This is a genomic window from Trebonia sp. (assembly GCF_049794275.1).
Lineage (GTDB): Bacteria > Actinomycetota > Actinomycetes > Streptosporangiales > Streptosporangiaceae > Trebonia.
Genome location: NZ_JBARCR010000228.1, coordinates 1 through 2,650 on the forward strand (window position 1 = coordinate 1; position 2,650 = coordinate 2,650).

Genomic DNA, 2,650 nt, shown 5'->3' on the forward strand with positions numbered 1-2,650 from the left:
GCCCCCACGGGCGCGCCGGTCAGGCGCCGGTACGGCCGGGCCAGCGGCCACCGCGGGTCGTTGAGCACGCTGTCGGCATCGAGCTGGCCGAAGGCCTGGATTAGCCTGGCCACGAGGCCGGTCCAGCCGGTCTGGTGGGACGCGCCAAGGCCGGCGCCGTTGTCGCCGTGGAAGTACTCGTAGAACAAGATGAGGTCGCGCCAGTGCGGGTCCTCCTGGAACAGCCTGGTCGCGCCGTAGACCGGACGGCGCCCGTCGGGGCCGCGCAGGAACGTCGCGGTGAGCCGGCGGGTCAGCTCCTGGGCCACCTCGAACAGCGTCATCATCGTCCCTGAACCGGTCGGGCATTCCACGGTCAGGTCGTCGCCGTAGTACCGGTAGTGCGTGATCAGCGCGCGGATCAGCATCACGTTGATCGGGAACCAGACCGGCCCGCGCCAGTTGGAGTTGCCGCCGAACATCCCGCTCGTCGACTCGGCAGGCTCGTACTGCACGCGGTGCTCGACGCCGCCGGCGTAGAAGCTGTAGGGATGGTCCAGGTGCCAGCGGGATATCGAGCGGATACCGTGCGGACCGAGGAAGCGCTCCTCGTCGAGCATCCGCGCCAGGACACGCCGCAGCTTCTCCTCGTTCACCAGCGACAGGAGCCGCCGGCCACGGACGCCGGGCACCATCGGGTCAGCGATGTTGACCAGCAGGTCCCTGTTCCGCTCGATGAACGCGCCAGCACGCTTGGCGATCTCCGGGTAGCGCTCGAGGACTTCCGGCTCGATCACGGTGCTCGCGCACAGCGGCAGCAGGCCCACCAGGGAACGCACCTTGATCTTGGTCCCGCTCCCGTCGGGCAGGCGCAGCACGTCGTAGAAGAAGCCGTCCTCCTCGTCCCACATCTCGTCAGGGTTGTCGCCGATCGGATCCATGGCCGCCGCGATCCAGAAGAAGCGCTCGACGAACGAGAGCACGAATTCCTCATAGGTCGGGTCATTGTCCAGCAGGGTCAGGGCAAGCTCCAGCATGTTCTGGCTGAACATCGCCATCCAGGCAGTGCCGTCGGCCTGCTCGAGCCGCCCGCCAGTGGGCAGGGCGGCGCTGCGGTCGAATACCCCGATGTTGTCGAGGCCGAGGAAGCCGCCTTCGAACACGTTGTGCCCGGTGGGGTCCTTGCGGTTCACCCACCAGGTGAAGTTCAGCAGCAGTTTCCTGAAGGCCTCCCGGAGGAACGGCACGTCGGTCTCGCCTAGGTCGGATTCCAGATTCTGCAGGAACAAGGTGGCGAAGGCGTGAACCGGCGGATTGACGTCGCCGAAGTTCCACTCGTAGGCGGGCATCTGCCCGGTCGGATGCAGGTATTCCTGGGAGACCATCAGGTTGATCTGGTTCTTGGCGAAGTCCGGATCGACCATGGCCAGCGGTATGCAGTGGAACGCGAGATCCCACGCCGCGTACCAGGGGTACTCCCATTTGTCCGGCATGGACACCACGTCGTGGTTGAACATGTGGAACCAGGACTCGTTGCGGGTTCCGCGCTGGGCTGGCGCGCGCAGCGGGTGGAAGTTCCGCTCACGCAGCCACCGGTCGACGTCGAAGAAATAGCACTGCTTCGACCACAGCATCCCGGCCAGCGCCTGGCGCATGACCGCCTTCGCGTCATCGCTCACCGTCGGCGGCGTGATGGCCTCGTAGAACTCGTCCGCCTCGGCCCGCCGCCGCGCGATCAGCTCGACGGCCCCGGCGAACGGCGCCGCGAGCGCCTCAGGGCCCTCTCTGGTCAGCCGCACCAGCACCGAGGCCTGCCCGCCGCCAGGCACCTGCAGGGCGACATGGGCCGCCGCCTTGGTCCCCTCGCCGTCGGGGTTGACGGTGGCCGCGCCGGACAGCAGATGATCGCCGATCCCGTCTTTGGGGAACCGGGTCCCCGCCGGGGCGCCCCAGATGCGGGCCGCGTTGGTCTCGTTCTCACAGAAAAGCAGGTCGGCGTCAGCAGCGGCGTGCAGGTAGTACACACCGAGCTCGGGGTGCTCGGCCCGGATGACCGGGCTGGCCGAGCCGGCGCGGGTGAGCCGGGGCCTGGGCCGATCGCCTCCCCAGGACCACGTGTTGCGGAACCATAGCGTAGGCAGCACGTGCACCCTGGCATCCCGCGACGACCGGTTGTGCACGGTGACGCGGCACATGATGTCCTCGGGCGCGCCCTTCGCGTACTCCACCTCGACGTCGAAGTAGCGCCCCTCGTCGAAGATGCCGGTGTCGACGAGTTCGTATTCGAGCTCGTGCCGCGACCGCGCCCGGTTCACCGCCACCAGGTCGTTGTAGGGAAACTCGGCCTGCGGGTACTTGTACAGCCAGCGCTGGTAGCTGTGCGTCGGCAGGTTATCGACGTAGAAGTAGTACTCCTTGACGTCTTCCCCGTGGTTGCCTTCGTTATTGGTGAGGCCGAACAGCCGTTCCTTGAGGATCGGGTCTCGCTCGTTCCAAAGCGCCAGCGCCAGGCACAGCCGCTGCTTGTCGTCGCTGATCCCGGCGAGGCCGTCCTCGCCCCACCGGTACGCGCGAGACCGCGCCTGATCGTGACTGAAGTACGACCAGGCATCCCCGTTCTGGCTGTAGTCCTCCCGGACCGTGCCCCATTGGCGCTCGCTGAGATAGGGCC

At 67.3% G+C, this 2,650-nt stretch carries 1 protein-coding gene; it reads right to left on the bottom strand.

Annotated features, from left to right (window positions below):
• Positions 1-2,650: MGH1-like glycoside hydrolase domain-containing protein (locus WA805_RS06650; protein ID WP_425241891.1), on the bottom strand; the 2,650-nt coding region annotated here is incomplete at both ends.